Here is a 24,072-nt window from a genome sequence, read left to right as displayed (position 1 = left end):
TCAAGTAGTCATTATCTTCCGTCACATAACATCCACATACCCTCTCCCTCCGGGAGAGGGTAAGGGTCAGGGCGTCGTCAGCTGCAGTTTCCCACTTCGTGGCAACGCCCTCACCCGCTCTTTGGGCACCTTCTCCAGAGGGGAGAGGAGCCTAAGAGAATGTCGCGAGTGATCAAAAGAAAAAGGGCAACGCTGTGACCGTTGCCCTTTCCCGTCTCTTTACCCGTGACAAACTCAGAGATAGACGATGTCGTCCGGCAGTTCGCTGAGCTTCTCCCCCCCGTTTTCGGTGACAGCAAAGGTATTCTCTATGCCGATCACCCCCTTGCCGGGGAAGACGAACTTCGGTTCTATGGCGAGGGTCTGTCCCACCTGCAGCGGCACCTTGAAACCCTGGGCCAGCACCGGGAATTCGTCCAGCTCCAGGCCCACGCCGTGCCCGACAAAGCGCGCGTTCTCGCCCGGCGCCCCCATGAAATGCTCGGCGAGCCCCGCGTCCGTCGCCATCTCCAGGGCCTTCAGGAAGAGCTCCTCGCAGATGGCACCGGGCTTCAGGTTTTGCGCCAGGTAATCCTGAATGGCAACGGCGACACCGAAGGCATGCTCTAGCTCCGGGTCGAGCTTTCCGATCACGAAAAAGCGGGTCATGTCGATGATGTAGCCGTTGAAGACCGCGGTGTAGTCGATCAGGATGGGCGCGTCGGCTGGGATGAGAGCGGCAGATGCGCCGTGGGGCGAGGCCGCGGACATCCCCTGGCCGGTGACGGCACCGTCGAAGAAGCCGGTATCGCCCGCCGTTGCGGAGGAGACGGCAAGCCCCTGGAAGAGTTCCTGGTTGAAGGCGCGCATCCTTACGTACCCCTCCCCGCCCGCCTTTCTCAGCCGGTACTCGAACTCGGCGGCGAGATCCACCTCGCGCATCCCTTCCTTCAAAAACTGCGGCACGGCGCGGAAGACCTGCCCGAGTTCGACGCCGCAGTGCCGGATCTGCTCCAGCTCCCAGGCCGACTTCACGGAGCGTATCTCGCGGTTCACCGCGGAGATGTCTACGAACTCGCATCCCGGAAGCAGCTTCTGGTAGTACTGGTACTGCTGCACCGGTGCCACGTCGAAGGTGAAGCCGATCTTTTTGACCTCCTCGCCGAACGCGCCTGGAAATTCCTTGCTGGAGGGAAAGGGCCTCGTGTCGTCGATGCAGCTCTCGGCCTTGGCCCGTGTGTAGCTCTTGCGCACGAAAAGGCGCGGCTCACCCGAAGCGGGAACCCAGAGGGTCGAGTTCTGCCTGGTGCCGGAAAAGTAATAGACGTCGATCGGGTAGATGAAGAGCGCCCCGTCCATCCCTTTTCCCTGCAACTTAAGCTGCAGCCGCCCTATCCTTGTCAGCGCTTCCTGCCGTGTCAGCATGCCTGTCCCCCGTTGTGGTTTTGCTGGTCCCCCAGCGTGAAAAAGAAGGTCGCCCCCTCTCCCGGCTGCGCCTCGGCCCAGATCTGGCCGCCGTGACGCTGGATGACGCGCTGCACGCTCGCCAGGCCGATGCCGGTTCCCTTGAAGTCGTCGGCATCATGCAGGCGCTGGAAGGGCTTGAAAAGCTGCGCGGCCTTGCTCATGTCGAACCCCGCGCCGTTGTCGCGTATGAAGAATACGTCCTTCCCCTGCGAGCGATCGACACCGATCTCGATGCAGCTTTGCTCCTTCTTCGCCGAATACTTCCATGCGTTGCCGAGAAGGTTGTCGAGCACCACGCGGAGGAGTTGGGAATCGGCCTGTGCCGTCATCGCCGGCTCCACCAGGCAGCTAATGCGCCGCTGCGGGTCGGACAGCCTCAACTCGGCCAGGATCTCTTCGGCAAGGCCGGTCACGTCGACCGTTTCCCGCTGCAGCGTGCCGCAGTAGCGGCGCGAGAAGTTGAGCAGTGTGTCGATCAGGTGGTTCATCTTGATGCTGCCGTTCAGGATCTCCTGAACGTAGTCGCGACACTGCGGGTCGAGGTTCCCACCGAAGAGTTCGAGGATGATCTGGCTGTAGCCGTTGATGGCGGTCAAAGGGCGCCTGAGATCGTGTGAAACGGTGTAGTTGAAGGCCTCCAACTCCTCGTTGGCAGTCTCCATTTCGAGGGCGCGCGCGGACAGGTGCGTGTGCAGCACCTCGATCTCCTCCGCGGTCTGTTTTCTGCGGGTGACATCGGAGATCATGGCGAAGGAACCGCCGAATACACCTTTGCCGTCATGAATCGGTTTCGCAGAGACACTGGCCCATACCTTGGAGCCGTCCTTGCGCACGAAGATGGTCTCGTAATGTTCCGCCACCCCATGCTCCCGGCTCTTCTGGCGGGCCGCGGTCTCGTCGTGCAGCGCCTCGTCGACAAACTCGAGGAAGGGGTGACCGATCACCTCGGGCACCTCGCGCCCGAGCATGTCGGCAAACTGCCGGTTGATGTAAGTAAGCCGGCCGTGGCAATCGGCGGCGACGATCGCCTCCTGCGAGGTCTCGACGATCATCCGGAAACGCGCCTCATTATCCTTGAGCGCTTGTTTCGCCTTCTTCCACTCTGTGACATCCGTCATCACCGCCAGCGACCTCACGATCTCCCCGGCGGCGTCGCGCTCCGCCGAAGCAGAGAGCAGCACCTCGATGATGCCGCCACTCTTACTGATCACCTGGTACTCCACATTGCGGCAAGACCCGGTACGGAAGAATTCCGGCAACACCTCTTCCAACGCGTAGCGCCGCGACTCAGAGGTGAGGAAGTCGCTCGAGCGACGCCCTACAACCTCGTCACGGGAATACCCCAGCACCTCGGACCAGTGGTTGCTGACGTCGAGCAGGAGACCGTTTCGGTCGATCGAATGCAGCATCACCGGCGTCTCGTTGTACAGGTGACGAAAACGCCGCTCGCTGTTGGACAGGCGTTTCAGCTCGCTTTGTTGCTCGTCGCAAAGCCGTCGCAATCTTGCGTTCTCCGCCTGCATTCGGGCAAGTTCGGTGCGAAGGTTTTCTGTCATTACGTCTTCTTGCATGTCCGCTCCATGGGGCGCTGCATCCCCGTGAGACGTTGTTTACGATGTATACGGTGAGATTGTCAACTGAATTCCACTGACGAGAAACCACACCAGCCTACGCGGCAAACGTTTGATACCATTAAACTTATGCCGACGTCATCATATTTCCGACGTGCGACGCAACGCCCACTTTATTTCCGCGGCAAAGTCTGTTATGGTACCCACGCCCTTTACGTATACGTAAAATACCGGGAGGAGAAAAACACCGTGTCCAATTCAACCGTACTGAAGGCCTGTGAGCAGACCGAGATAGATTTGAGCGGCGCCGAGGGTTGGGTCCCCTTCGACGCACCTGCACTGGTAGGGGATTCGCTTCGTTTCGTTTCCGGCGACGCCCGGGGAGACCGTTTCCGGGCCCGCTACTACCGCGATGCGGAGAAGCACCTGCACGCCCACTTCTGGCTCGGCCCTGAAGCCGAGGGTCCGCCGGGACACGCCCACGGCGGCGCGGTCGCCGCCATCATGGACGAGGCACTGGGGCTTGCCGCATGGGCGGCCGGGTACCCGATCGTCGTTGGGAACCTGAACGTGAGTTTCCGCAACATGCTCCCGCTGAAAAAGGTGGTGACCGTGGAGAGCCGCGTCGTATCCGTGGAAGGGAGAAAGATCATGGTGCACGGCCGCATCTTTCGCGGCGACACCACCTACGCCGAGGCCCAGTGCCTGTGCATCACCATCCCCGGGAAGTAGATCTCTGAGCGGCGGCGCGAACGCGCCGCCGTCCCTCGTTGTACCGCTAAATCACTGTTAGCGTTTCTTTGTCTGCCACTACTCCTATACCTGCCGCGCAACGGATGCTCACAGCCTCTACTCTCCTCCGTCACAACCGCACAGCACGATCATTCTACCTTCCTTTTCGCAGATCTCCATATTGTTTCTCCTATTCAATTCCCCCACAGATAACCGATGAATCATCCATGGTTGTCCTATCTATGACTATGCGTGTTCCATAGCCAGTTTTACCATTTGGCTTACAAGGGGAGAGATGAGATGAAGATCAAAAGTTTCAAAGATTGGAGCATTGCGGCGAAGGTCCTGAGCGTATCGCTCAGCACCGTCGTGATAATAGCGGCGGTGAACTTCTTTTACCTGTTACCCGCACTGGACCAGAGGATACTGGCCGAAAGGGAGGATACGCTGCGGTCGGTGGTGGACATACCGGTCGAAATAATCGCGGAGTACGACCAGAGGGTGCAAAAGGGCGAATTCACGCTGGAAGAAGGGAAAAAGCGGGCGATGGACCGCATCAGGCAGATGCGCTACGCAGACAACGAGTATTTCTGGATCAACGACCTGAACGCGGTCATGATCATGCACCCCATCAAGCCGGAACTCGACGGCAAGGACCAGGGCGGTTCGAAGGATTCCAAAGGAAAAGCGATCTTCGTTGAGATGGCAAACGTCGCGAAGAGCAAGGGGGCCGGCATCGTCGAATACCTCTGGCCCAAGCCCGGCTCGACGATCCCGGTGCAGAAGCTCTCCTACGTGAAACTTTACAAGCCCTGGGGATGGGTCGTCGGCAGCGGCCTCTACATGGACGACCTGCAACAGGTGATCAACGACATGCGCTGGAAAATGACGATCATCACCCTGGCGATCGCGGCCGCGGTGTTGCTCCTTGGTTACCTGGTCGCTTCGAGGATCAGCAAGAACATAAGGCAGGTCATAGCCGCGGCAAACGACCTTGCCCTGGGGGACGTGGAAGCAGCCATAGCGGTCAACAGCCAGGATGAGACCGGCCAGCTTGCCGAAGCGTTCAAGCAGATGGTCGCCAACATCGCCGAGGCCGCCAGGGCGGCGGAGCGCATCGCGGCGGGCGATCTTTCCATTCAGTTACAGGCCAAGTCCGAAAAGGACATCCTGGCGAAGAACCTGAACGTCACCATCGCAGCGGTCCAGGCGATGGCCGCCGACGCGAACATGCTCGCAAAAGCGGCCGTCGACGGCAAGCTCCTCGAGCGCGCCGACGCGGGGAAACACCGCGGTGAGTATCGCAGGATCATCGAAGGGGTGAACGCCACCATCGCACGTCTCGTCGGTCTTCTCGACACCATGCCAGCGCCGGCCATGATCATCGACCGCGACTTCACCGTCATGTACATGAACGAGGTGGGTGCGAAGGTCGGCGGCAAGACCCAGGCACAGGTGGTCGGCACCAAATGTCACGACCACTTCAAGACCGGTGACTGCAAGACGGACCGATGCGCGTGCGGGCGTGCGATGCAGGGCGGCAATGCGGCAAGCAGCGAGACCGACGCACACCCGTCTGCCGGTCTCGATCTCGACATCGCCTACACCGGGCTGCCGCTGCACGGCGAGGACGGAAAGATCATCGGCGCCTTCGAGGTGGTGACCGACCAGACCGCCGTGAAGCAGGCTGCACGGCTGGCGAAGAAGATCAGCGATTACCAGGAGGAGGAAACGAGGAAACTGGTGCACGGCCTGGAGAAGCTCTCGAAGGGTGAGGTCGACTTCACCATCGCGACCGCACAGGGCGACGCGGATACCGGCGGAGCCAAAGAGATCTTCGATGCGCTGGCCGGTGCGGTGAACCACTGTGCCGAAGTCATCAAGACCCTTAACGGCGACACGGTCGATCTGGCACAGGCCGCGACCGAGGGGAGGCTCACCGCCCGCGCCGATGCCGGGAAGCATCAGGGTGCCTACCGCGAGATCATCCAAGGGGTGAACGATTCCCTGACCACGATGGTCGGCTTCATGGACAACATGCCGGCTCCCGCCATGATCATCGACAAGGACTTCAACGTCCTTTACATGAACCAGCTGGGCGCCAAGGTAGGCGGAAAAACCCAGGAGCAGGTACTCGGGACCAAGTGTTATGACCACTTCAAAACCTCCGACTGTAAGAGCGCCAACTGTGCCTGCGCCCAGGCCATGACTACCGCGCTCGATGCGACCCGCGAGACCGACGCACATCCCGGCGGGTTGGATCTCGACATAAGCTACACCGGCGTCCCGATCAAGGACAAGGACGGCAAGGTGATCGGGGCCTTCGAGGTGGTGACCGACCTCACCTCGGTGAAACAGGCGGCGCGCCAGGCGAAAAAGATCGCCGATTACCAGGACAAGGAGACGCAGAAACTCGTCGACGGGCTGGCAAAACTCGCGAAGGGTGACGTGAACGTCGCCCTCACCACCGAGCCCGCCGACAGCGACACCTCGGAGGTAAAGCACACCTTCGACACCATCGCGGCCGCGGTGAACAGCTCGGCCAAGGCGAACCGCGACATCGCCGAGGTGGCGCAAAAAATCGCCGCAGGCGACCTCACGCTGAAGCTCACGGAGCGCTCCCCGGAGGACGAACTGCTGATCGCCCTGAAGGCGATGCTGGACAAGCTGAATTACGTGGTGACCGACGTGAAGGGAGCCGCCGACAACGTCGCGTCCGGCAGCCAGGAACTCTCCTCCAGCTCGGAGCAGATGTCACAGGGGGCGAGCGAGCAGGCGGCCGCCGCGGAAGAGGTCTCCTCCTCCATGGAGGAGATGACCTCCAACATCCGGCAGAACGCGGACAACGCGCTGCAGACCGAGAAGATCGCCTCCAAGTCGGCCAAGGACGCCAAGGAGGGGGGCGAAGCGGTAACCCATACCGTGAGCGCCATGAAGGAGATCGCCGGTAAGATCTCCATCATCGAGGAGATCGCGCGGCAGACGAACCTTCTCGCCTTGAACGCCGCCATCGAGGCGGCGCGCGCCGGCGAGCACGGCAAAGGGTTCGCGGTTGTGGCAAGCGAGGTGAGAAAACTCGCCGAGCGGAGCCAGAAGGCAGCGGCCGAGATCTCCAACCTTTCCTCCAGCAGCGTCGAGATCGCGGAGCGCGCAGGGGAGATGTTGAACCGGATGGTACCCGACATTCAAAAGACCGCGGAGCTGGTCATGGAGATCTCGGCGGCGTGCCGCGAGCAGGATACCGGCGCCGAGCAGATCAACAAGGCGATCCAGCAGCTAGACCAGGTCATCCAGCAAAACGCCTCGGCTGCCGAAGAGATGTCCTCCACCGCGGAGGAACTTTCCAGCCAGGCCGAGCAGTTGCAGGACGTCATCGGCTTCTTCAAGATGGAAGGTGGTGAGCATGCAGCACCCAAGGCGGGGAAGCCGAAGGTGAAGCAGGTGCAAACGAAGAAACCGCTCACACAATCGGCCAAGGTCCTCCCCCCCGCCGCAAGGCGCAAGGCAGCCGGCGCCGGACTCTCCCTCGAGATGGAGCATGAGGACCCGGACTTCGAAAGGTTCTAGCAGAAGCGCAGCTCTGACTGACAAGGGCAGCACCGGAACTATTCCGATGCTGCCCTTATTTTTTGCTTTAGAAGCCCCCCCCTGTGCCGATACAAAACAGACCGGCCAGACACTTCCGAAAGGAGCCCTGCAGCAGGGGCATTGAGAGTTCAATGGAAAAGACCCCCTTCTTGCTCTTCCTCTGTATCGCAATTATCGCCCTCTTCGCAGCAAACCCAGGCTTCAGAAAGGATAAAGAAGCGAACAGCTGTGAGATCTCCTGTTACCAGTATGGTCAACTGCACTCGGCGATGAGCCTCTTCCCCGAGGTTGCAGACACAGCCAGACGCGATCTGACAGGGGAGTACGTCAGCATCTCGCAGTACAACGAGATCATGCGCAAGGTGGAACTCGCAAAACTGAAGCAGGCGAGAAGGATGTCTGCTCAAACAGAGTTGGCACTGACTGAGAAACACTCCGCATCAAATTGATACTTTTTTATTGAATATTTTTAACGACAAGGTATTATCCTACCTGAGTGTGTGCCCCCCAAAACAGCACTTCATGCAGTACCGCTTACTTCGACCGTAGAGGTCCTAAATCCGATACCCAAAGGAGACGTCATGAGCATCAAGATCCGCAGCATCATCCTCACAGCAACGGCGATAGCCGCGTTCGCCGCCCCGGCACTGGCAGAAAGCACCAACTGCACGGTGACCGCGCCCGAAATCCGTCTGCGCAAGAGCCCCAGCAAGAAGGCGAAAGTGGTGGCTATCCTCAAGAAGGAAACCAAGGTAAGCGCAGAGAAGTGCTCAGGAGGCTGGGTGAAGGTTTCCTCCGAAGACGGCAAGATGGCCGGCTATGTCGGAGGCTGGGCTCTTGCAGCCGCTCCGGTCATGGTCGCATCCGTTGAACCGGTCGCGGTCTCCGCGCCCGCCCCGGCCGCCGAACCGGTAAAGGAAGTCCCTTCCAACGAGAAGCTCGCCATGCAGATCACCGACCTGCGCCTGAAGATGCTCACCGTGGAGAGGGACGTGGCGATGATGCGCAAGGACATCAAAAAGATCAAGGTAGCCATGAAGCACAAAAAGTAAGGCAGCGGGGGGACCGGGTACGGTCCCCCTTCCATTCCCCCGGCTCCATCCCTTTCCTCCCCTCACTTTCCTCGATCGAATAGTTAAAGATTGATCTTCCCGCGACCGATAAGGTGGCCATCGACCACTCAAGGCACAGGAGATAGCATGAAAGGTTTCACCTCGACGCGGTTATCCACCAAGTTTTTCGGCGCCATGATCGTCCTCAATCTCCTCACCACGACGGCCTTCACGGTACATACCTATTATGCGGAGAAGAAGGAGATCCTGGGGGACATCGACCGCGAACTGCGCACCTGCGTCGAAGGCGTGCGCATGGTCGCGGACGGATACCACGCCAGGATGGCAACGACCCCACCTACCCCCGCAGAGTTCCAGGCACTGAGCGATCGGCTCACCACTTACGCAAACGGGGCCGGACTCAACTACATCTACACGACAGTGAAAAAGGACGGCAAGATTGTGTTCTCCTCCTCCAGCTACACGCGCGAAGAAAAGGAAAAGGGAGAACAGAGCAAGCTTTTCGACGCCTATGAGGACGCAAGCGCGGGACTAAAGGCGGCTTTTGCCGACGGCAAGCCGCACTACGACCAGTATTCCGACAAGTGGGGCGTCTTCCGTTCCCTGTTCGTGCCGGCGCGCGGTGCGGACGGCACCGAGTACGTGATGGGGGCGGACATCTCCATGAAGCGCATCGATTCGGCCCTGCGCGGCGTGCTGGTGAACTGCCTGGTGATCGCTCTTATCGTATTCGTGGTAGGCGGGGCGGTCATGCTGGTGCTGGTGCGGTCGGTGCAGCGGACCGTCAGCGAACTGGCGCGCGGCGTCAACCTGATCGCAGAGGGAAACCTTGGGACGTACATCGACCATGCTGGTGACGACGAGCTCGGCATGCTGGCCGACGACATGAACCGCATGGCCGCCCAACTGAAGGACGTGGTAGCCGAGGTGAGAAATTCGGCCGAGGAGGTGGCGATGGCCTCGAACAGGCTATCGGACACCGCGGCGGTGATGGCGGACGGCGCGGACAAGGTGCACGGGCAGATCGGTTCGGTCGCCACGGCAGGCGAGGAGATGGCAACGACCTCCGGCGAGATCGCACACAACTGTGCCGGTGCCGCGGAGCTCGCACGCCGGGCGAACACCACCGCCTCATCGGGTGCGGGGGTTGTCGCCGGGGCCATCGAGGCGATGCAGCACATCGCTGAGCGTGTAAAGGAATCTGCTCAGACGGTAGGCGGCCTCGGGGTGCGCTCGGAGCAGATCGGCGAGATCCTTGGAACCATAGAGGACATCGCCGACCAGACGAACCTTCTTGCGCTGAACGCCGCCATCGAGGCGGCGCGTGCCGGCGAACAGGGCCGCGGCTTCGCAGTGGTCGCCGACGAGGTGCGCGCCCTTGCCGAGCGCACCACCCGCGCCACCAAGGAGATCGCCGAGATGATCAAGGTGATCCAGCAGGAAACGAGGACCGCGGTGAGCTCCATGGAGGCCGGGGTGGCCGAGGTGGAAAAGGGAAGCGCCGAGGCGGGGAAATCGCAGCAGGCGCTGCGCGAGATCATGGAGTGCATCGGCGAGGTGACCCAGCAGATAAACCAGGTGGCCACCGCGGCGGAAGAGCAAACGGCGACCACGCGCGAGATTTCCGGCAACATGCAGCAGATCACCTACGTGGTGCAGCAGACCACCCAGGCAGCCCACGACTCGGCGGAAGCGGCTGAGCAACTGAGCCAGAACGCGGCGCAACTGCAGTCGAGGGTCCGGCAGTTCAAGATCGACTGAACTCTAACCTCACACTACCCGTCCCCTCTGCCAGCCTTCTTTCCCGGCCGGCGCTCAGCGCCGCGCCGGGCGGAGGTCGGCAGCACCGCGAGGTAGATGGTCACGCATGCGGCGATGGACAGGAGCACGATTCTCAGCCAGATGCGGTCCACGAACAGGAAGGTGGTAACGGGAAACGAGATCCAGATCGCGCCGATGGCAAGGCACTTGGCGCGCAGCGGGATCGAGCCGTGCAGCAGGTACTCCTTGAGCATCGGCCCGAAGTGCTTGTGTTCCACAAGCCAGGTATGGAATCGTTCGGAACTGCGTGAAAAGCAGATGACCGCGACCAGCAGGAAGGGGACACTCGGGACCAGAGGAAGAAAAAGCCCGACAACGCCGCCGGCGAGGGAGAGAAGCCCGATGCCGATGAGCAGGTAACGAAGCCACTCGCTCTTGACCAGCCTGATCTTCAGATGACGGTGTTTCATCCGACGTGCATGCCCCCCGCTCCAAGCTTTGCATTTCATCCAGACTAATTGTAAGCGATCCCATCTGGTTTTAACATCCGGAATCCCGACTGACGGCGGCACCTATCCTGGAGCCCAAGCCGTACCACCGCACGGGGCGCAGCACGCAGGTCTCCCCCACCGTTCCCGCCACAGCTACCCGCCGCATCCGCCTTCCGTCCGCCATAAAGAAAACTGCGGAGTTCACTTCACGTGGGACGTTCTCTTGCAAGAGTACCAGGGCATGCTACTCGACCGGCTGGGGGATGGCTGAACCATCGAAGTATCCATATAAACCTTGAAATGATCCACCCCATCCGGTATGGTGCCCGTGACCAATTGACCACAACCGAAACGCAAAAGGAAATTGCATGGAAAAGTTTGACGAGGCGCTGGTCAACCTGCGCCAGAACTTAAGGGACGGCAAGAAGCAGTCCGAGTTTTACGACCTCTTCCTTAACTCGGCTTTTTTCGTCCCCATCCTCAAGCAGAGTGAACAGGTAGAAAAGTCCGGTGGCGTACTGCCGCTTATCACCGAGGCGGACGGCAAGGACTACCTGATGCTTTTCAGCACCCTGGAGCGCCTCCAGGCCTGGGACGCCGAGACCCCGTACATAGAGGTCCCCGGCCACCTGCTGGCACTGAGCACCACCCCGCCCCTGCACTGGGCTCTGAACGTCGGCACCGAATATTCCAAGGAGTTCCACCCCGAGGAGATTGCCTGGCTCAGGGACTCCGTCGAACGCTGCAACGCCGAGGCTGCCGAGGCTGCCGGGGCACGCCAAGCCTGATGAAAGTAAAGGGCGGGGTCCCGTCCTTAGCACAGATAAAATGAACCAGACCATCCACCTCATATATTTCTCCCCGACCGGGGCCACGCGCAAAACGGTGACAGCAATCGCGCAGGGGCTCGGTACGGGGAAGGTACTCCATCACGACCTCACCCGGGTACGGGAAGGGATCGACCTTACCCTGGACGAAGGAATCGCCGTCATCGGCTTTCCGGTCTACGCCGGGAGGGTGCCCGAGCTCTTCCTGCAGCGCATCGAGCGGCTCCAGGCCGCCGGCATGCCCGTCGTCATCGCCGCAGTTTACGGCAACCGGGCCTTCGAGGACGCCCTCCTGGAGATGGCCGACGTCTGTCGCGCCAAGGGCTTCAGCGTATCAGCCGCGGGGGCATTCATCGGCGAACACTCCTATGCAACCGACTCCCACCCCGTGGCCTTGGGCCGCCCGGACCGCGACGACCTGGGCCGGGCCGTCGAGTTCGGCACCCTCGCCTCACGCGCCGCGGCCGATCCCTCCCGGCGTGAACCGCAAATCCCCGGAGCTTTCCCGTACAAGGAAAGGCCGCCACTAGGCGGTGCCGCCCCCGACACCGATGAAGGTCTATGCACCCTCTGCGGTGCCTGCGCCGAGATTTGCCCGACCTTCGTCATAGAGGTCGGCGATGCCGTCAGGACCAACGCCGCCGGCTGCATCAAGTGCTGCGCCTGCACACGGGTATGTCCCCCCGGTGCGCGGACCATGAACCACCCGTCGGTTGCGGAGAGGCGGCAGATGCTTGTCGACAGTTGTTCGCGCCGCAAGGAACCGGATTTTTTCCTGTAACCCCACAGCAAGGGGCAGGCACCTTCGGAGCCAGCCCCCTTCGAGTTCCACACCTTTCGCCTTGCACCTCGCCCGCTTTGCTCATCACCCGCCCACCTGTTTGATTTACTCCCAACTGGTGCGATAATCATCCCTTGTTGCCCACTCTGCACCAGAGCCAGATACAGAGACGCCGCCATCCAGGCCGCCCTGTCTCAACACATCTGCGGCGGGGATTCCCTTGAAACAGCGCGGATACTCATACAGCATTCCTCTCGTGTTGATCGTTGCGATTGCAGCGGTGTGGCTATTGGTAAACGTATCAAGGGATGACTCCCTCGCCCGGCTGCGCAACGCCGGGACCATCCGGATCGGTTATGCAGTGGAAGCTCCCTACGCCTTCGTTACCCAAGACGGCACGGTGACCGGGGAATCGCCCGAGATCGCGAAACACATCGCGAAGACCATCGGTATTGATCAGATTACCTGGCGCCAGGCCGAGTTCGGTTCCCTCATTACCGAGTTGGAAGCCGGCCGCATCGACGTTGTGGCTGCGGGCATGTTCGTCACACCGGAAAGAAAAATGCAGGTTGCCTTTTCCGCGCCGACCTTCCAGGTCAGGCCGGGGCTTTTGGTTCCTGCCGGCAATCCCCTCCGACTGTACTCCTACAAAGAGCTTGCGACACACGACGTAACCATTGCCGTCCTCAACGGATCCGTTGAAGAAAACACCTTGCGCCGTCTAGGCGTTCCATCAAGAAGACTCCTTGCCGTTCCCGATACACTCACCGGCCTCGCCGCAGTGACGTCTGGCCTCGCCGCGGGGATGGCAATTTCATCTCCTACGGCACGGTGGATCGCCCAGCACTCAAAGGAGCAGGTCGAAGCGGCAGAGGCACCCGCAAGGGTGGATAGCGACTCGCTTGGCCTTGGCGCCTTCGCCTTCAGGAAAGAGGACCGGGCGTTGCTTGAGGCCTGGAACCGGGCGCTCGACGGTTACATCGGCACCAAAGAACATCTCGCACTGGTCTCACGCTTTGGTTTCACCGCGGACGAACTCCCCCCCACGGCAAAGGGGAAATCGGAGCCGAGGCCATGACGGCCGCACCTCTGCATCAGCGCATCCGCTCGCACTCCTGGCTATCGGTCGGGAGCGCCGTACTCCTCTCCATTCTCGTCTGCACCACCGTCTACTGGCTCGACCTTCAACAACGACAGACCCTGCGCGCTGCCCTGACCGAAGTGGAAGACCTGCGCGAGGCCCGCATCGACCTAAGCAAGGGGTTTCTGCACCTGACGCTCGCCGGCCAGCCCGGTTCCTCCTTTGGCCAAGCCGAGGGGCTTGCCCTGCTGCGCCAGTCCATCTCCTCCCTGGACCGGGCAACCATGCGGCTCGGCGCCGACCATAAGGACGCCGCTGCTTCTTTCAACGACAGCGTCAGCAGATTCGAGACCATCCTGGCAAAGTGGCAAAAAGGAGGAACGGCACGTGCCGCCCACGAGGTGGCGCTGCGGGTCTCCTTCCAGCAACTGGAGCTGCAGGCAAACGAAATAGACACCCTTTCGCAGAAAAGGCTAAGGAGGATATCGCAGCAACTGGACCGCCGTTTCGGCTGGACAATTTTTGCCGCGGCGCTTTTTTTGTCCGCCCTCTGCGGTGTGGTGTACCAGGCCGGGCGGGCGCGGGATCGACTCTACGCCTCCTCGCGCGAGAGCGAGAACCGCTTTCGCACCATCTTCGAGAGGACGACGTCGGGATACTCCTTGTCGACGACTGACGAGGTGCTGCTGATGGTGAATGACGCTTTCGCCCAGATGCTTGGTTACGATCCGGAGGAACTGCCGGGACACCCGCTGTCGAGCTTCATGCAGGCGGACGACTTCGCCCAGTTCCTGGAACAGCGACGGCTGACCGTGAACGGTAAACAGGAGTCATTCCGGTTTGAAGCCCGTTACCTGCACCGAGACGGTTCGATCCTCTGGGGCATGGGAAGTTCCAGCTTGCTCAGGGACGCCGGCGGTGCCCCGCTCTATTTCATCACAAGCGTCATGGACATGACTGAGCGCAGGAAAGCGGAGCTAGCCCTTAGGGAAAGCGAAAGCAGACTGCGCTTCGCTTTGGAGGGGACCAACGACGGCCTGTGGGATATCGACATGGTGACCGGGGCGACGTACCTGAGTCCAAGGGGATGGGAGATCCTAGGTTACGCCCCCGGAGAGGGAGAGCTTTCACGGCCGGTGTGGACAGACCTGCTGCACCCGGACGATCTCCCACGCACCCGCGAACTCTTGCAGGCACACATGGAAGGCGAAACCGAGATCTTTGAAATGGAGCAGCGCCTTCTCACGAAGTCAGGCGACTGGAAATGGGTACTCACCAGAGGGAAGGTGGTGTTGCGTAACGAGGTGAACGCCGCCCTGCGGATGACCGGCACCCACACCGACCTTACCGTACAGAAAAAGCTGGAAGAGCAATTCCTGCAGGCGCAGAAAATGGAGGCAATCGGCCGACTGGCGGGTGGCATCGCTCACGATTTCAACAACATGCTGCTTGTCATCATAGGTTTCGCAGAAATGTCACTGCACGAGCTAGGCGACGACAAGCAGACGGTATCGGGCATGCTGAACGAGGTCGTCAAGGCTGCCGAGCGTTCGGCGAACCTGACCCAGCAACTCTTGGCGTTTGCCCGACGGCAGAAAGTTTCCCCGAAGGTGGTCGATCTGAACGCGCAGATAGGCGACACCATCGCGATGCTAAAGCGCCTGATCGGAGAAGAGACCGAACTGGTGTGGCTCCCACAACAAGAACTATGGCCGGTGCTCATGGCCCCGTCGCAGTTGAACCAGCTCCTTGCAAACCTGTGCGTCAACGCAAGAGATGCGATAACGGGATCAGGCAAAGTGGTCATAGAGACCGCCAACATCTCCCTCGACCGGACCTACTGCCAGGAGTACCCGGACTTTCATCCTGGAGATTACGTGAGCCTCACTGTTACCGACAACGGCTGTGGGATGGAAAAGGAGACGGTCGAGAGGATCTTCGAACCGTTCTTTACAACGAAGGGGCCGGGGATGGGAACGGGACTTGGGCTCTCCACCGTCTACGGCATAGTCAAGCAGAACCAGGGGACCATCCACGTGTACAGTGAGCCTGGCCAAGGTACCAGTTTCGCCATCTATCTGCCGCGCCATGGCGGAGAAGAGATGCCGATCGGAGTTGAAGCAAGCGAGGAGCCCTCGCAGGGGAAAGAGGAGACGATCCTCGTAGTGGAAGATGAGCCCGAGATTCTGCGGATGACAACCGACATGCTCAAACTGCAGGGATACCGCACCATCGCAGCTTCATCCCCTGATGAGGCGCTCAAAGCCGCCGAGCAGCATCCGGGAGAGATCGACCTGCTGTTAACGGACGTCATCATGCCAGGTATGAACGGCCGGGCGCTTGCCGACCGGTTGCTCACCGCGCGGCCCGGCTTGAAATGCCTTTACATGTCCGGATACACCGCCGATGCGATCTCTCAGCACGGCGTTCTCGACCCCGATGTTAAGTACATCCAGAAACCATTCAACATGAAGGCGCTGGCCCGCAAGGTAAGAGAAGTCCTGAGCGAACCGTAGCCTTACCAACGAAAAAAGGCAGCCAACCGGCTGCCTCTCCTCGATCCGAAGTAAGTCACGGCTTAGCGCGGCCGCGGCACCACGACCGCCTTAGCTCCTGCCCTCTCCAGTTCACCTGCACTTCTCGCAGCGGCGTCCTCGCTTTCGAAGGAACCGGCGGTAAGCTGCAAGGTCGGGACCTGAACCGACAGCTGCCTTAACTCAGTGGTGATGCCGAAGCGGGCGAGACGCACCTGTTCCTCGATGGCGCTCGGCTTGTCAAAGTAAGAGCCTGCGTAGAGGTTGAATTTTCCCCGGCGATCCTGAAGTATGAAACAGTCCGCCTTCGCCTTGCGCAGCTTCTGTATCATATGGTCCGCCGCCTTCTTCTCGGTGTACTCGGCGACGTAGATCCGGCTCATCTGTTCCTTTTTCCTGGGACCAGGCACTACAACAGGTACCATTCCTGCTTTCCTGATCTTCTTCTTGATCTCGATCATGTCCCTTTTGAGCACGAAGGAGCCGAAATCGAGGGTGTACGTAGCCGCTGCCGACTCGCCCCCAGCAACAGCCACAGGTGCTGCCACGGCAACAGGAGGTGCTGTGGGAGGCTCCGGAATTGCTGCCAAGGCAGGATCCTCCATGGGAACTGCAAGGGTTGCAGCCTTTGCTGCCTCCGCCTGAGCCACGGCCTTAGCCTTCGCCACTGCTTCAACCTTAGCCTTCTCGGCTTTCGTCTGTTCGATCCTTGCCTGCTCTGCCTTTGCAGCCGCCTCGGCGGCTTTTGCTGTCGCTTCAGCTTTCTCTTTCTCTATTCTCGCCTGTTCGGCCTTGGCCGCTGCTTCAGCCATGGCCGCAGCCTCAGCCTTAGCTTTCTCCGCTTTGGCCTGCTCGGTCTTTGCCTTTTCAGCCTTTGCAGCCGCCTCAGCTTTCGCTGCCGCCTCGGCTTTTTCTTTCTCTATCCTGGCCTGCTCAGCCTTGGCAGCGGCTTCAGCCTTGGCCACGGCTTCAGCCTTCGCGGCCGCTTCAGCCTTCGCGGCCGCTTCGGCCTTAGCCTTCTCAACTTTGGCCTGTTCGATCTTTGCCTGTTCAGCCTTTGCAGCCGCCTCAGCTTTCGCTGCCGCTTCGGCTTTCTCTTTCTCTATTCTCGCCTGTTCAGCCTTGGCCGCTGCTTCAGCCTTGGCTGCTGCTTCAGCTTTGGCCGCAGCCTCAGCCTTAACCTTCTCGACTTTAGCCTGCTCGAACCTTGTCTGTTCAGCCTTTGCAGCCGCCTCAGCTTTCGCTGCCGCTTCGGCTTTCTCTTTCTCTATTCTCGCCTGTTCAGCCTTGGCCGCTGCTTCAGCCTTGGCTGCTGCTTCAGCTTTGGCCGCAGCCTCAGCCTTAACCTTCTCGACTTTAGCCTGCTCGAACCTTGTCTGTTCAGCCTTTGCAGCCGCCTCAGCTTTCGCTGCCGCTTCGGCTTTCTCTTTCTCTATTCTCGCCTGTTCAGCCTTGGCCGCTGCTTCAGCCTTGGCTGCTGCTTCAGCTTTGGCCGCAGCCTCAGCCTTAACCTTCTCGGCTTTAGCCTGCTCGAACCTTGCCTGTTCTGCCTTTGCGGCAGCCTCAGCTTTTGCTGCCGCTTCGGCTTTCTCTTTTTCTATTCTCGCCTGTTCGGCCTTGGCCGCTGCTTCAGCTTTGGCCGCAGCCTCGGCCTTGGCCTTCTCCGCTTTAGCCTGCTCGCCCCTTGCCTGTTCAGCCTTTGCAGCGGCCTCAGCTTTCGCTGCCGCTTCGGCTTTCTCTTTTTCTATTCTCGCCTGTTCAGCCTTGGCCGCTGCTTCAGCTTTGGCCGCAGCCTCGGCCTTAGCCTTCTCCGCTTTAGCCTGCTCGACCCTTGCCTGTTCAGCCTTTGCGGCGGCCGCGGCTTTTGCTGCCGCTTCGGCTTTCTCTTTTTCTATTCGCGCCTGTTCGGCCTTGGCCGCTGCTTCAGCTCTGGCCGCAGCCTCGGCCTTAGCCTTCTCCGCTTTAGCCTGCTCGACCCTTGCCTGTTCAGCCTTTGCGGCGGCCACAGCTTTTGCTGCCGCTTCGGCTTTCTCTTTCTCCATTCTCGCCTGTTCAGCCTTGGCCGCTGCTTCAGTTTTGGCAACCGGATCAGCCTTGGATTTCTCGGCCTTTGCCTGCTCCGCCTTGGCAGCCGCTTCGGCCCGGGCTTTCTCATACCTGGCCTGTTCCGCTTTTGCCATCGCGGCCTTTGCGGCGGCCTCAGCCTTGGCTTCAGCTTCAGCCCTTGCGTTATCATCCCTTTTCTGTTCCGCCGGCACGACACCGCCAACACCCAGAAGTGCCCCCTCGACTGGTGCTTTCAAGGAAGAGACGGCAACCGATGCTGCGGGAACAGCCGGAACAGCTAATTTAGCCGCGCCGGAAGGCGATGGCTGTACCTTGGCCACAGGCTTCGGAGCTTCCTGGGGCTCCGCAAGCCTGGGCGGCTCCTGCTGCGCCCTCTCTTGAACCAGTTTCAGGACATCAGGATCGAGTTTGTCGGCGGCCTTCGGGTAATCCTTCAGAAGCGTGTTAACGGCCCGGACGGCTTTCTCATCGCGTGAAGTCGCCGTGTAACACTTCACCAGCATCAGGAGTACCTCCTCGCGCTGGGGCGTCTTCGGGTATTTCTTCAGGATCCTTTCAAGCCAGGTCGAGGCGTAGTAGTACCCCTTTTCCTGGTAGTGGTTCTTCGCCTGGGCGAACATCGCCGCTTCATCTGTTTCGGAAAACGCAGCGGAAGAGAAAGTGAAACATGTCAGCACAACAGCCATTAAAAGAATGCGAACAGCGCTCATTCAAGACCTCACGTTGCAATAAATTCTCTGGTTATGCCCGAGTCTCAGACAGAAACCGGAAACCGCCATAAATTGGCGAAAGATTAATTTAGCCAAGGAATAAAGTCAAAGAATATTTATAAGTATTCTATGACAGAAGAGGTCTAGCGCCTCCAGCCTGCACAATGAAATTTCACAAGGTGACACGGCGGATTCTTCCTGTAGAATCATCCGGTATGAGAGATATCGACCGCTGGCATGAAGAGGAGTTTCGCCGCCTGACGACGGAAAAGGTGCTGCGGCTACTGGATGGCACTCCGACAGAAGCCACCCTGGCTGCCGCCGTTTCGGGTTGCGCCGAGGAAGCAGAAGCGATCTGCAGCGATCGCCCCATGGCCTGCACCGCGGGCTGTCCCTACTGCTGCGTCTTGAACGTCGCCATATTGCTTCCGGAGGCGATGATCATCGCACAACGGCTGGTAGAGCAGACTCCTCAAAGGGAACTGGACGAACTGCGCAAACGGCTTGGGCAGCACCGCTCCTGGACGCGATGGATGGACGACGAAGAGCGGATACTGAAGAGGATGTCCTGCCCGCTGCTGGATCAGTACGGCGCCTGCGGCGTTCATCCGGTACGCCCCCTCGCCTGCCGCGCCATAACGTCTCTGGACAGCGAATGCTGTCGCGAAGCATTCGCCCCGGTGGTAAGTGACGAGGACCGCCTGGTGCCTACCGACTTATTACGCAAGGCGGCCTATGATGCCGCTTTCACCTCCCTTGCCGCTGGACTTCTTTCATGCGGTCTTGACGACCGCAGCATCGAGCTCGGCACCGGGGTCATTGCCTTTCTCGAAAACCCGGAGTACCGGGAGCTGTTTCTAAACGGAGGAAAGCTCCCGCAAGATCTGTGGCGATAAAAAAAGGGATCAGCCTTTCCGGCTGATCCCTTTTCGTTTCCTTGCATATCCTGACGGCTAACCGCGCGGGTCCTTCGGGTACCCGAGTCCCTTCCAGTCGATGCGTCCGTTCTCGCCGTGGCAGTGCCGGCACCTGATCGCCTTTTCCTTCGGCACCACCATGTGGTTCAGCGACCAGACCGTGGTTGTTTCCACCCAGCCGTACTTCCCGCTGTAGGGAAGCCCGGCCGCCTTCATCCCCGCCTCGATCGCCTTGTTCCAGTCGAAAGTAGCGGAATATGCCGTCTCGCTGTCGGCAGGGCCGAAGATGTTGGGGACGGCTATGATACGGTTTTCCAGGTCATAAGGCTGTTTCGCCTTCAGCACCTTGAACGGGAAGATCTTCGACTGCGGATCGGAGCGGTCGCCGCGAGGGGCGGAAAGCCGCACCACCTTGCCGGGATCGATCTTGTCACCCATGAAGACCCGCTCCACCGTCCCGTTGTACCACATGTAGGTCGGCACGAGGTCCTTGCCGAGCACCAGCTCGCCGCGCGCCTTGTCGTAGATCTTGAGCGGGTCTGCCCCCTCGGGGGCGCTCTTACCAGCGGCCGACCAGTCCCACGACAGCACCGTCGGGCTTCCCTTGGCGTAAGTCGGGATGTGGCATGTCTGGCAGGCGACGCGCCTCATGTGTATGTTCAAGATCCTGATGGCATGAACGTCGCCCTTGTGACAGTCGGTGCACCCCATGGCGCGGGGACCGGAGCCGGGCGAAACGGAAAGCGCCTCCCCTTTCACGTCGTGGTCAGGCGCCTTGTGGCAAGACTCGCAGGTGAGCCCCTTTGCCCCCATGTGCACGTCGTAGTCGCCGCTCGGATTGGCAAGGGTCGAGTCGAGGTCGCCGTGCTTGTAGTTATCACCGCCGCCGCTGTAGAAGTGGCAGGCGCCGCACGCCGCACGCGAGGGCCGCTCTATGGAACGCGCCGCTGCGAGGAGATCGACAGGCTCCCACACCTTTCCGGGCGGGAATTCCTTTTTCTCCCCCTGGTAGACCGGGTGTCCCGAGCCCAGCGGGAACTTCTTGTAGGCGCCGTTCGTCTCGTGACAGACGAGACAATCTATATTGTCGGTGTTGCCGAAATCGAAGGTGCTGTCCTTCCACCCGTAACCGGCGTGGCAACTGGTGCATGCGGACAGGTTGGACGGGACGGCAAGACAGAAGGAATTACCGAGGGCGTTCTTCTTGCCGAAGTCGACGGTCTTGCCGTTGATCGTCTGCTTCTTGCCCCAGTTCCAGTGCACCGTCTGCATGATCTGTTTGGTCAGCTTGTCATGGCAACCGGCGCAGGTCTTGGTCACCTCGGGGCCGCTCTTGAAAGGTTCGGAGAAGAAGCGATGCGTCCCTTTCAACGAGGCATCCGAGGTGGAAGCACAGACCAGCACCAGAAGCAGCAGCAGGTATTTCCTCATGATGTATTGGACCCCGCGATCTGTATGATTGGCGACCCGCCCGCCCGAGGCATGCGGACGGTAAAGAACCGGGAACACATTATATTTGATGCCGGACGTAGTCAATGACAAATTGCGCCGCAGTGGTCATAAGCCGCAGAAGTGCCTTCCATCGTGTACGGGCTTGCCAGTGTAGAATCTGACAACGAAGCAGTGCTCCCCCTCTTTAAGCTGCACATCGCGCCGAAGCTGTTAAAATGTTCAACTTGTCGGACAACGGCACCTTGTTACCAGTCATAGACAGACAATAGGAGAAACAAATTATGGCGGTGCTTGCAACTGTGTTAGGTCACCCGAGAATCGGTATAACGCGGGATCTGAAAAAGGCGCTCGAAGCGTACTGGAGCGGCGCCACTCCGGCAGAGTCGCTCCTTGCCACGGCCCAGGAGATCCGCAGCCGTCACTGGCACTTCATGAAGGAAGCCGGGGTCGACCAGATTCCGTGCAACGACTTCTCCCTTTACGACCACATGCTGGACATGGCGGTAACGGTCGGAGCGGTCCCCCCGCGCTTTGCCGGAATCGCCACGCCACTGAACCGCTACTTTGCCATGGCGCGCGGCATCCAGGACCGCGGCGCCGGGATCGACCTTTCCCCTCTCGAGATGACCAAGTGGTTCGACACGAACTACCATTACATCGTCCCGGAACTAGAACCGAACCAGGCCTTCAAACTGGATCCCACCAAGATCATGGCGGAGCTCACCGAGGCGCAGGCGCTCGGCATCGCGGCACGCCCCGTCATCCCGGGGCCGGTCACCTTCCTGAAGCTCTCCAAGTTCGCAGGAGAAGCTCCCGCCGGAAGCGACACGCTCGACCTTCTGGAGCGGCTCCTGCCCGTGTACGAGGAGCTCTTCGCGCTGCTTGCCGGTCACGGGGTCTCCTGGCTTCAATTGGATGAGCCTGGCCTCTGCTTCGACCTGGACGCCAAAAGCCGGGAAGCCTACAGCTCCGCCCTCGCCCGCCTCGGCGCCTGCCCGAAACGACCGGCGCTGTTGATCGCCACCTACTTCGGCTCGATCGGTGACAACCTCTCCCTCGTCACGGCATCGGGATGCGAGGCGCTGCACATCGATCTCGTCCGCGCCCCGGCCGAGCTCGATGCCGTGCTTGCCGCGCTCCCCACGCAGATGAAACTCTCCCTTGGCGTGGTCGACGGCCGCAACGTCTGGCGCTGCGACCTGGATCAGGCACACAGGACGATCCGGCAAGCCGTAACGAAGCTTGGAAGCGAGCGCGTCATGGTCGCCACCTCATGCTCGCTGCTCCACGTTCCGGTCGATCTGGACGCGGAAATGAAGATCGACCCGGAGCTTAAGAGCTGGATGGCCTTCGCGGCGCAGAAGGTGGCCGAGGTCCGTGCCCTGGCCGACGCGGCGGAATGCGAAAAACCTGAAGACGCTTTCTGGGGACAGGCCGCCTCGGCGCTGGCAAGAAGGCGCGCGGCCGCGGCGACCTCCAACCCGGAAGTCAGGCGCCGGGCTGAACAGGTGACCGACGGGATGCTGCGGCGCATTTCTCCGTTCTCTGTTCGAATCGCCCGTCAGAAGGAACATTACGGCCTGCCGCTTCTCCCCACCACCACCATAGGCTCCTTCCCGCAGTCAAAGCAGGTGCGCGAAGCGCGGTCCAAGTGGCGCAGCGGCTCCCTCGACGGTGCAGGGTACGAGGTCTTCATGAAGGAAGAGATCAGGCTCTGCGTCGAGAAACAGGAAAAACTCGGGCTCGACGTGCTTGTACACGGTGAGTTCGAGCGCACCGACATGGTGGAATATTTCGGAGAGCAGCTGGAAGGGTTCGCCTTCACGCAAAACGGCTGGGTCCAGAGCTACGGGTCGCGCTGCGTGAAGCCTCCGGTGCTCTTCGGAGACGTGGCGCGCCCCCGCCCGATGACCGTAGACTGGAGCCGCTACGCCCAGTCATTGAGCGATCGACCGGTGAAGGGGATGCTCACCGGCCCAGTCACCATCCTACAGTGGTCCTTCGTACGCAACGACCAGCCCCGCTCGGAAACCTGCCGGCAGATCGCCCTTGCGCTGCGCGACGAGGTGGCCGACCTGGAACAGGCGGGGATCGCGATGATCCAGGTGGACGAGCCTGCCATCCGGGAAGGGCTGCCGCTTAGGCGCGGCGAGTGGTCCGCATACCTCGAGTGGGCGGTGGAGGCGTTCCGTCTCGCCACCTCCGGGGTGAGGGACGAGACCCAGATCCACACCCACATGTGCTACTCAGAGTTCGGCGACATCCTCGCCTCCATAGTCGCCATGGATGCCGACGTCCTCTCCATCGAGTCGTCCCGCTCACGGATGGAGCTTCTGGGGAATTTCCGGCAGCAGGGGTATCCAAACGACGTGGGTCCCGGCATCTACGACATCCACTCCCCGCGCGTCCCGTCCATCGAGGAGATGGTCGCGCTGCTGGAGCTCGCCTGCGAGGTCCTTCCCGTGGAACGGCTCTGGGTCAACCCGGATTGCGGCCTGAAGACCCGAGGCTGGCCAGAGATCGAGGCGTCACTTGCCAACATGGTGGACGCCGCACGGCAGGTGCGCTCGCGGCACGCCACCGGTTAGCAGCGTAACCGCACCCTCACCCATAACGCAAAGAGGGATCACCGTCATGGCTGATCCCTCTCGTTTTTTTGCTTTAGTTAAAGTCGCCCTGCGTCTTCTCGCCTGGCGCTTATCAGGCTGCCTTGCGCCCCGCACGCTTTTTCACCTTGCCTACAGCCTCGACGGCGACTTTGGGCGCCACCGACGGAACCGGCTTGAATGAGCTTGACTCCGCCGGCGTCAATTTTTCGAAGTGGGAACATGCGATCTTTCTGACCACCCCGTCGTTGAAATGGATGGAGACCCACTTCGCCGTGACCTCGACGACCTTGCCCGAGCCCCACTCGACAGCTGCGCAATGACCCACGACATCCCCGCGTTTGATTGACATCTTATTCCCCTTTTTGTCTGCAGCATGAAAGGCAACTTACGGCCACGGGGCAGCACCCAATCAACGATTACCCGACTGCGTGG

17 protein-coding genes are annotated in these 24,072 nt (G+C 60.5%); 11 read left to right on the top strand and 6 right to left on the bottom strand.

Features of this window, described 5'->3' with window-relative positions; genetic code table 11:
• Positions 1-234 precede the first annotated feature (234 nt).
• Together E4633_RS14825 and E4633_RS14820 are read right to left on the bottom strand one after the other, a co-directional pair.
• Positions 235-1,404, bottom strand: a complete 1,170-nt coding sequence (locus E4633_RS14825; RefSeq protein WP_135871306.1) for a M24 family metallopeptidase — start codon at positions 1,402-1,404, stop codon at positions 235-237.
• Positions 1,398-3,002 carry a sensor histidine kinase gene (locus E4633_RS14820; protein ID WP_246038155.1) on the bottom strand — a complete coding sequence of 535 codons (1,605 nt, stop codon included), beginning with the start codon at positions 3,000-3,002 and terminating at the stop codon, positions 1,398-1,400. Before E4633_RS14820 ends, E4633_RS14825 begins: the two co-directional genes overlap by 7 nt.
• Before the next feature lie 264 nt (positions 3,003-3,266).
• Here E4633_RS14820 and E4633_RS14815 point away from each other — a divergent pair, with 264 nt between their 5' ends.
• From E4633_RS14815 to E4633_RS14795, 5 genes are all read left to right on the top strand, one after another.
• Positions 3,267-3,749 carry a PaaI family thioesterase gene (locus E4633_RS14815; protein ID WP_135871302.1) on the top strand — a complete coding sequence of 161 codons (483 nt, stop codon included), beginning with the start codon at positions 3,267-3,269 and terminating at the stop codon, positions 3,747-3,749.
• Positions 3,750-4,049: 300 nt separating this feature from the next.
• Positions 4,050-7,316, top strand: a complete 3,267-nt coding sequence (locus tag E4633_RS14810) for a cache domain-containing protein (RefSeq protein WP_135871300.1) — start codon at positions 4,050-4,052, stop codon at positions 7,314-7,316.
• Positions 7,317-7,468: 152 nt separating this feature from the next.
• Positions 7,469-7,786: a hypothetical protein gene (locus E4633_RS14805; protein ID WP_135871298.1), complete on the top strand. Its 318-nt coding sequence runs from the start codon at positions 7,469-7,471 to the stop codon at positions 7,784-7,786.
• Between the two features lie 132 nt (positions 7,787-7,918).
• Entirely contained in the window at positions 7,919-8,389 is a 471-nt protein-coding gene (locus tag E4633_RS14800) for an SH3 domain-containing protein (protein ID WP_135871296.1), read from the top strand.
• A 147-nt stretch (positions 8,390-8,536) separates the two neighbouring features.
• Positions 8,537-10,171: a methyl-accepting chemotaxis protein gene (locus E4633_RS14795; protein ID WP_246038152.1), complete on the top strand. Its 1,635-nt coding sequence runs from the start codon at positions 8,537-8,539 to the stop codon at positions 10,169-10,171.
• A gap of 14 nt (positions 10,172-10,185) precedes the next feature.
• On the opposite strand, the gene E4633_RS14790 is transcribed toward E4633_RS14795, so the two are convergent.
• Positions 10,186-10,641, bottom strand: a complete 456-nt coding sequence (locus tag E4633_RS14790; RefSeq protein ID WP_135871294.1) for a YbaN family protein — start codon at positions 10,639-10,641, stop codon at positions 10,186-10,188.
• 389 nt (positions 10,642-11,030) lie between these two features.
• On the opposite strand from E4633_RS14790, the gene E4633_RS14785 reads away from it, so the two are divergent.
• The 4 genes from E4633_RS14785 to E4633_RS14770 all read left to right on the top strand — a co-directional run bounded on the left by E4633_RS14785 (position 11,031) and on the right by E4633_RS14770 (position 15,867).
• Complete coding sequence (locus tag E4633_RS14785) at positions 11,031-11,450, top strand: SseB family protein (RefSeq protein ID WP_135871292.1); 420 nt, start codon at positions 11,031-11,033, stop codon at positions 11,448-11,450.
• Positions 11,451-11,490: 40 nt separating this feature from the next.
• Complete coding sequence (locus tag E4633_RS14780) at positions 11,491-12,270, top strand: 4Fe-4S binding protein (protein WP_135871290.1); 780 nt, start codon at positions 11,491-11,493, stop codon at positions 12,268-12,270.
• A 256-nt stretch (positions 12,271-12,526) separates the two neighbouring features.
• Positions 12,527-13,348 carry an ectoine/hydroxyectoine ABC transporter substrate-binding protein EhuB gene (gene ehuB / locus E4633_RS14775; RefSeq protein ID WP_281276788.1) on the top strand — a complete coding sequence of 274 codons (822 nt, stop codon included), beginning with the start codon at positions 12,527-12,529 and terminating at the stop codon, positions 13,346-13,348.
• Positions 13,345-15,867 carry a hybrid sensor histidine kinase/response regulator gene (locus E4633_RS14770; RefSeq protein ID WP_135871288.1) on the top strand — a complete coding sequence of 841 codons (2,523 nt, stop codon included), beginning with the start codon at positions 13,345-13,347 and terminating at the stop codon, positions 15,865-15,867. The genes ehuB and E4633_RS14770 overlap by 4 nt, the downstream gene beginning before the upstream one ends.
• A 62-nt stretch (positions 15,868-15,929) precedes the next feature.
• Here E4633_RS14770 and E4633_RS14765 read toward each other — a convergent pair whose 3' ends face one another.
• Complete coding sequence (locus E4633_RS14765) at positions 15,930-18,662, bottom strand: tetratricopeptide repeat protein (protein WP_135871286.1); 2,733 nt, start codon at positions 18,660-18,662, stop codon at positions 15,930-15,932.
• 215 nt (positions 18,663-18,877) lie between these two features.
• Between E4633_RS14765 and E4633_RS14760 the strand changes: the two genes are divergently transcribed.
• Positions 18,878-19,558, top strand: a complete 681-nt coding sequence (locus E4633_RS14760) for a YkgJ family cysteine cluster protein (RefSeq protein ID WP_135871284.1) — start codon at positions 18,878-18,880, stop codon at positions 19,556-19,558.
• 57 nt (positions 19,559-19,615) lie between these two features.
• On the opposite strand, the gene E4633_RS14755 is transcribed toward E4633_RS14760, so the two are convergent.
• A complete protein-coding gene (locus tag E4633_RS14755) occupies positions 19,616-21,010 on the bottom strand; it encodes a tetrathionate reductase family octaheme c-type cytochrome (protein ID WP_135871282.1) in 1,395 nt (464 codons plus the stop codon).
• Between the two features lie 302 nt (positions 21,011-21,312).
• Here E4633_RS14755 and metE point away from each other — a divergent pair, with 302 nt between their 5' ends.
• Positions 21,313-23,619, top strand: coding sequence for a 5-methyltetrahydropteroyltriglutamate--homocysteine S-methyltransferase (gene metE / locus E4633_RS14750; protein ID WP_135871280.1), 2,307 nt, complete (start codon positions 21,313-21,315; stop codon positions 23,617-23,619).
• A 112-nt stretch (positions 23,620-23,731) separates the two neighbouring features.
• On the opposite strand, the gene E4633_RS14745 is transcribed toward metE, so the two are convergent.
• Positions 23,732-23,989: a DUF3553 domain-containing protein gene (locus tag E4633_RS14745; RefSeq protein ID WP_135871278.1), complete on the bottom strand. Its 258-nt coding sequence runs from the start codon at positions 23,987-23,989 to the stop codon at positions 23,732-23,734.
• Positions 23,990-24,072: the final 83 nt, after the last annotated feature.

The organism is Geomonas terrae, assembly GCF_004791675.1.
Classification (GTDB): Bacteria; Desulfobacterota; Desulfuromonadia; order Geobacterales; family Geobacteraceae; genus Geomonas; species Geomonas edaphica.
This window is presented reverse-complemented; position numbering and strand designations above follow the sequence as displayed.